The following is a 7341-nucleotide window of genomic DNA, read 5'->3' on the forward strand; positions in this document are numbered from 1 at the left end:
TTTTACTTTTTAAATTTAGAAATTTCATCTGCAAGGCTTTCAAGCTCGCTATCACTAACATTTGTGAGTAGCCCCTTCATAAGCGAGTTTTGCACCTTGCCAGCTTTATAATCGGCTAGCTTTTTAAGCAATTCATCCTTACTTAGGTGCGTTATATCAGGAGCTACGACACCTTTTGCATTTGCACCATGACACGGGGCACAAGTTGTTAGATACTGCTTGCTAACGCCTTCATTGTGCACTTTAGCCACGCTTAGACTTAGCTCTTTTACCTTTTTTAGCTCATCTTCGCTAGCAAATTCTTCACTAGACTTTGGCTGCTCTTTTGTAAAATTTTGCTCTACTTTTGGCTGAGCATTAGTTGCTACTTTTTCCTTTTTAGGCGGAGTCTGGCTTAACATAAATACCATGATACCGCAAATTGCTACTGCTAAAATAATGGTTATAATCTTTCCTACTTTCATTATTTGCTCCTAAATTGTGTATTAAAATCACTGATTTCTTTAGCTAAATTTCTGATTTCACTATCATCCATTTTTTTAACAAGATCTCGCATCAAGACATTGACTTTTTCTTTATTTTTATAAGCATTTATCATTGTATAAATTTCATTTTCACTTTTTGTTAAAAGTGATGGCCCGATGATGCCATTTGCGTAATCATCGTGACAAGCTGAACATTTTGTAATGAAATTTTTGCTAAGCCTGCCCTTTATAAGTCTTAAATTTATAGTTTGAAGAGGGGTTCTTACCATTGCTAAAGCACCGATTTGACGGCTTACGTTATTATCTTCAAGTCCAAATTTTACACTCTTTTCGCCGTGCATATCGTATTTTATGAAATCATTTTGTTTATTTGTACTTTGATTATTTTCTTTTTTTTCAACCTTTATGCTAGCACTCGTGGCTACATTTATTGGTTGCTCGCTAGCTGCTTTTTGCGCTTTGTCATCACTCTTTTCACAGCCGACAAATAGCAAAGCAGCAGCCACTAAAGATATTATTAATCTCATTCTTTCTCCTTATAAATTTCATCATAACTCATTTTTGGGGCAATATTTATAATTTTTACAGGGCAAACCTCAGCACACACCCCACACCCAACACAGCCATGCTTTATGAGTGGTAAATTTGCTCCACTCATTACTATTGCACTATCGCCAACTGGGCAAATACTGACACAAAGGTCACAAATTTGACCGATTTTGCCTTTTATCTTATCTTTTTCTGCTTCTTCCCTATCGTTATAAACTTTGCGAACAAGCAAATCTTCAACGCTATCTTCGCTTAGTTTTTCTCTTTTTAGGCACATACAGGCATTTGCATTACTCAAGACAGCAACGCCCATTTTCACATCATCAACAACTTTTGTAGCATGATCTAACGCGCCACTTGGACAGGCGAGCACACATGGGAAAAGATCACATAAATAGCAACCTCTCTTTTTAGGATCGATGTATGCTGTACCATTTGAATATCCATCTTTTATATCAAGCAAACTTATACTGTGATAAGGGCATACCTGCACACACTGACCACATTTGACACAAAGATCATCAAAGTCATCAACCGCACCTGGTGGTCTAAGATAGAGTTTATCGCCGCTACTTTTTGGCAAAATTTTACCTATGCCATATCCTGCGGCAGCTGCGACTGAGCCTAAGATTATAAATTTTCTTCTATCCACGTTTTGCCCTTAACGCGTTAAAATTTGAAGCATCGAGTGGTTTTATCCTTGGCATGCTATCTTCAAGTAGCTTTATTGGCTCAGAAAATGGCGCGAGTTTGGCTAAAAAATTTAAGATACTAAAGACACTTGATCCATAGAAAAACTGCAAATTTGGATAATACTGCCAAAGCTGATCGGCATACGATAGGTGCATAAATGGCGTATCGCCATAGCCATCTTTATCTCTATCAAAGCTCTCATACTCATCATAATAATTTTTACTCCACCGATTTAATGCCATTTTATCACCTGGAGTGTCGTTCGCAACGATATCCATATTGCCTATAAAATCATTATTTTCAAAGATGCTTGTCCCCTGGGTAGCGTGAAAATATACGCCAACTACGTTGTGTAAAATTTTATTGCCTAAGAAATTTATCGTTGAGCCTGGCTGAAACGGCGAGTTATCAAGCAAAATTCCTCTCGCATTATAGATAAGTGTATTGTTTTCGATAGTAAAATTTGAAACATCTTTTAGACCAATACCTATACCAAAAGCGCCGTCACTATCCATAACAAGATTATTTTTTATATTTGAGCCAGCTGAATACATAAAAAACATTCCGACTGCATTGCCGATAAAATCATTGTTTTCGACTAAATTTTGATTTGCATACATAAAGTGAAGCGAGTATCTACCGCGGATCGCTTTATTTTTTAAAAATTTATTGTGACTTGCATACCATGCAACCATATCGCGGCTATCATAAATATAATTGCCTTCTATTAAATTTTCATGGCTATACCAAAGTCTAACCGCATCACCTCTAAAGCCAAGACTGGCCCCCTTTTTAGAAGTGATGTTATTTTCAGTGATCTTTGAGCTGCTGCACTCTTTAAAATCAACCCCAAAAAGCACGTCACTCAAGTCATTTTGCGTAATCAAGACATTATTTGCTTTATCACAGCCAATGCCAGCATCTAGCTCACCAAGGTCATTTCCGCTACCACTTATCTTTAAATTTCTAAGCGTAACATTTGAGGCAATAATCTTTACAACTGTGCCTTTACCATTTCCTTTTATGTGAGCATTTTTGCCCTCACCAACGATACTAAGCGGCTTATTTATAGTTATGCTTCCTTCATAGATGCCGTCCCCTAGCTTTATAACATCGCCAGGGCTAGCGTTATTTATCGCATCTTGAAGGACGTTTGCAAAGCCAAAAAGTGGCAAAAAGACAAGGGCAAATTTAGAAAATTTACGCATTTAGCTCTTTTTTCTTTGAAAATACCGCAAGTATGCAAAGCACGCTCATCACCATCATCACCCAAAAGCCGATAGTTGGGTATGAGTGCGTAGTAAAGTGCGCCACGCTACCATCACCTAAGACTGTTGGCATAAATGGCTTGATCTTAAAGGCGCCCCACTCTTGCATATTGTGTCCATACCAATAAAGCCATCCTGCAAATGCGCTCATAAATAGCACAGGCGCGATAATGGTTGGAACCATAAGAAGTGAGTTAAATTTGCCGTTGTAATACAAAAATGCAAGCATACAAAGCGTTGAAATAAGCAAATAATAAGGCGCTATCGCTCGCTCTAAATTTCCGCCATGCTCCATAGGATACATACCGATGTAGTGATTTATCGTATTCATCTCATGCACGTCACCACTATATCCATCTACGTGAAAATATACAGGAATTCCATCAGGAAAGGCTGATTTTGGATAATTTGGAGCTTCAAGAGAGACGTACCAGATAGGAAAAGATGGTGTGCCTATCTCTGCTTTTTGTTCGATCATCTTATGAAGATCGCTTGCTACATCTTTTGATAAAAGGTGATTTTTATACTGAAATGAGCTATAAAGATTATAGATACCGTAAGTATAAGATGGTAGTTCATCACCATCAGCTATACGCTCTTTTGCTCCGTGCCAACCAAGAACAGGCAAAGTAAAACAAACAGTCATTAAGACAAGTGCAACAATGGTATAAATTTTATATTTACTCATGATCTCTCCTTTAAATTTTAAAATTTCATCTGCTAAAAATAAAATTTTAAAATTTAAAAAGGGGCAAAATGCCCCTTTAAAAACTACATACCAGCGTTTTCATCTACCCATTTTAGGTATTCGATGATATTTTTGATCTCTTCATCACTCATATGCTGATTTGGCATTCTAAGGTTAAAGTAATCAATCATTGATTTAATGTAGTCGTCATTATAGAACTTAGCAGGATCTTTGATAAATTCTGCTACCCATTTTTCGCCATTTTCATGTCTTAGTAAAACGCCTGTTAGGTCTGGACCTGAGCTTACTTGACCGATAACGTGACAACCATTACATCCGCCTTTTAGATAAGCCTCTTCACCTTTTGCAGCAGCTGGACTCATCGGAGTTGCGATCTCTTTAGCTAGGTTATTTTTAGCTCTTAAGCCAACGTCAGCTGTTTTTACCATGTATTGCCATACTTGGTACTCCCAAAGGATAGCGCCGTTTACGTCGCCTTTTTTGTAAGCTTCGTCAGCTTTAGCTTTTACCTCTTTGATATGGCCATATTGATCAAGTGCGTCATCAACCAAAGCTTTTACTTTTGGATATTTCTCATAATGTTTCTCTTTTAGGTATTTAACAACCTCTTGGATAACATCATCAGTGGCTTTATTGGTTGCGATTACTTTGTCGTACTCAGCTTTTAGAGCCTCTGGACTTAAAGTTTTTAGCTTGTTATTTTTTGCAGATTCATATTTTTTACTTGGATCTTTAACAAGTAAATAACCCATCATCTCTAGGTGAAGCGCTGAACAAAACTCGGTGCAGTAGTATGGGAAGACACCTTCCATATCAGCTACGAAATTTACTGAAGCAGTTTTGCCAGGCTCTAGTGAAGCGTGAATGTTGTAAAGGTCGATGCCAAAGCCGTGAGTCTCATCTTGAGCACGCTCTAGGTTTGTTAGGTGAATTGTTACGTTATCGCCTTTATTTACCTCGATGTGCTCTGGGTTGATGTGGCTTCTGATCATTGTCGCATAGACAGTTACATTTTTGCCATTTCTCTCAACTCTTTCTTGACCAGCTAGAGTTGCATATGGGCTAGCCTCGCCTGTTCTTGAGTTTGTACCCATGTTGTAGGTAAGTGCTGGAGATAGTTTGCTAGCAGCTATTGAAACAACATCGTGTGGCTCACCAAGTGGTATTGGCATATCATAGATTAGATCCATTTTTGCACCAGTGATGTCTATTAGCTGGTGGTTTTGTGGATGAAGTGGACCAACTGGGCTAAAGCGATCGATTGAAAGTTTATCAAGAGCGATTGCATATTTACCAACTGGTTTTGCTGATTTGCCCTCCATTGTATCAAGGTGGCCGATATTGTAGTGAACATTTATCTTATCAAGCACTTTTAAATTTTTATAGTCCCATTTTACGATTTGACTATCAACATAAAGTGAAGTATAAAGTACGCCATCTTGTGAGTCAAATGATGTATGCAGTGGTCCAAGGCCAAGTTCGACTTGTCCGTGCATTGACTTTTCTCTATCTAAGATAGGAATTCCGTATGGGTCAGTGCCAGCATACTCTTTTTTATCGATTAGCTCTTTGATCTTTCTAAAGTCATAAACTGATGTGTGAGTATCAAGCTTACCGCCAATAATAATATATCTACCATCTGGGCTTACGTCACAACCGTGTGGGCTCTTTGACTCTGGGATCAAAAATAGCGCACCTGCTTTTACAGCAGCATCTATTGTAACTACCTTGTGGCCATTTATAACTTTATAGTTTTTCTTGTCTTGAACAAGTTTTTCTAAAATTTTCCAGTTATAAACGTGTAAGAAGTCAGTGTCATTTCTACTTGCACCTGCTTCAAATGGAGGAAGACCTTTTTCGATACCGCCGGTATACATCTCAGTATTTATTGAGTTTGTAAAGCCCCAGCCGTAGCTCTCGCCCTTACCAGCATCGCTTAGATCTTGCCAGTATGGTGGAAGCTCAAGAGAGAATGACTCTTTCTCATCGATCTTACCTTTTGGATAGTCAAATTTCCAAAATGTTACAGCACCTCTATAGACTGCTTCATAGTCGTCTATTGAGTGGTAGTTGTTATCAAGTGGAGCTGCATATTGGCTAGCTTCGATAACATACTCGCTATTTGGAGTGATGAAGCTACCGCCGTGCTCACTCTTCATGATAGGGTTTACAACGATTTGAGTTGTCTCAAAGTCATGCAAATTTATAACTGCGATTCTTGGGTTAGCTTTATCGTTGATAAATAGATAATCACCAACATACTCACCATTTTTCTCACTAAAATTTGGGTGGTGTGTATCGCCCCATGTTATCTCTTTGCCCCTGATGTTGCCTTGTTTCAAAACAGCTTTTGACTCATTGTCATAGCCATACCCTTGCCAAGGCTCTGGTGTGAAAACGCCGATGTATTTATAAATTCTCATCGACGGAACGCCATAAACTAGCACTTGACCGCTTTGTCCGCCAGATGAAAAGACGATGAAATCATCTTTTTTACCGCTAGGCTGATAAGTTTTAGCAGCTGCAAGGACATCTTTTTCGCTTAGCCCACGCTCTTTCATGACTTTTTCAAGGTCACTACTAGTAGCACAAGCAGTCGTTAAAGATAGCCCAAGCAACGCAGCACTTGCGACACAAAATAACTTTTGCATTTACTCTCCTTTTTAAAATGAATTTATCTCTAAACTCTTTATCTCATTGTCTAAATTTACGCCATTTAAGACGCCTTTGTCTATAAAAATTCTTTTTATCTCATTGCTAAAAAGAGCCTTTTGTCCTTTTAGCTTAAGATCTTTGTCAAATTTATAGACTACTCCATCCCCATCACCTATAAAAATTTCATCCTCCATACACGCAAGAGCTGAAATTTTAGATTTTAAAACTTGCTTTTTGATTCCACTTTTAAAATCTAAAATTTCTCCATCTCTAAAGCCAAGCAAAATATCATTCCCCTTAAATTTACAGGCACTCAGTGGAGCAAAGCCAACACGCTTTTTCTCTTTTAAATTAAGCTCTTTATCAAGCAAAAATGCTTTGCCATTAAAGCTCGTAAAAAATAGTTCATCATCAATTGGCAAAAAGCTTGAAATTTTATAAACATCTTTATAATTTTTAGTTAAAAGTTTATTTAGATTTTTATCAAAAACGCCTATGCTGACTTCATTTGCCATATCGCAAGCTACGTAAATTTTATTTTTAATTGCCATAATTTGCGAAATTTTACAGCCGACATTTGGCATGGCAAATAAGAAATTTTTCTCATTTGCCACCTTGATAATCTCATTGTTTAAATTTGCGATATAAAAGGATTCTCCATCATTTCCGCACTCTTGATTTTTATAAATCGTATCTTTTAGATCCAAATTTTTAATTTGTCCATCTTTTATAAAGACGATGCTTTGGTTGCTTTCATTAATAAAGCAGCCTAATTGCTGGGCAAAAGCTGTTATCAAAAACAAACTTATACAAAGCAGAAATCTCATAATCCAAGGCACTTTCATCATAAATTTAATAAGCAAAAAAACTATACATACTTAACTCTTAAAAGCAAATTAGCGATTAATTTATTTTTTTAAGCTTTTAAAGAAAAATATCAATATTTTTTTTTAAATTTTATTATTTACATTAAATATATATT

Annotated in this window: 7 protein-coding genes; all 7 read right to left on the reverse strand. The window is 37.0% G+C overall.

The genetic code is table 11. The features are described from left to right. Window positions 1-2: 2 nt before the first annotated feature. The 7 genes from CYO92_RS03900 to CYO92_RS03930 all read right to left on the reverse strand — a co-directional run bounded on the left by CYO92_RS03900 (window position 3) and on the right by CYO92_RS03930 (window position 7204). A complete protein-coding gene (locus CYO92_RS03900; protein WP_084109871.1) occupies window positions 3-464 on the reverse strand; it encodes a c-type cytochrome in 462 nt (153 codons plus the stop codon). Beyond that, the gene (locus tag CYO92_RS03905; protein ID WP_103589145.1) at window positions 464-1012 is read right to left on the reverse strand and encodes a c-type cytochrome; all 549 of its coding nucleotides are present in this window, start codon (window positions 1010-1012) and stop codon (window positions 464-466) included. The genes CYO92_RS03900 and CYO92_RS03905 overlap by 1 nt, the downstream gene beginning before the upstream one ends. Then, on the reverse strand, window positions 1009-1686 hold the full coding sequence (locus CYO92_RS03910) for a 4Fe-4S dicluster domain-containing protein (protein ID WP_103589146.1): 678 nt from the start codon (window positions 1684-1686) through the stop codon (window positions 1009-1011). Before CYO92_RS03910 ends, CYO92_RS03905 begins: the two co-directional genes overlap by 4 nt. Then, window positions 1679-2935 carry a nitrous oxide reductase family maturation protein NosD gene (locus CYO92_RS03915; RefSeq protein WP_103589147.1) on the reverse strand — a complete coding sequence of 419 codons (1257 nt, stop codon included), beginning with the start codon at window positions 2933-2935 and terminating at the stop codon, window positions 1679-1681. The genes CYO92_RS03910 and CYO92_RS03915 overlap by 8 nt, the downstream gene beginning before the upstream one ends. Then, complete coding sequence (locus tag CYO92_RS03920) at window positions 2928-3683, reverse strand: cytochrome C (RefSeq protein ID WP_103589148.1); 756 nt, start codon at window positions 3681-3683, stop codon at window positions 2928-2930. The genes CYO92_RS03915 and CYO92_RS03920 overlap by 8 nt, the downstream gene beginning before the upstream one ends. 83 nt (window positions 3684-3766) lie before the next feature. Continuing rightward, window positions 3767-6355, reverse strand: a complete 2589-nt coding sequence (gene nosZ / locus CYO92_RS03925; RefSeq protein ID WP_103589149.1) for a Sec-dependent nitrous-oxide reductase — start codon at window positions 6353-6355, stop codon at window positions 3767-3769. 12 nt (window positions 6356-6367) lie between these two features. Further along, window positions 6368-7204 carry a hypothetical protein gene (locus tag CYO92_RS03930; protein WP_180997988.1) on the reverse strand — a complete coding sequence of 279 codons (837 nt, stop codon included), beginning with the start codon at window positions 7202-7204 and terminating at the stop codon, window positions 6368-6370. Window positions 7205-7341: the final 137 nt, after the last annotated feature.

It is taken from the genome of Campylobacter concisus (assembly GCF_002913715.1).
GTDB lineage: Bacteria > Campylobacterota > Campylobacteria > Campylobacterales > Campylobacteraceae > Campylobacter_A > Campylobacter_A concisus_AG.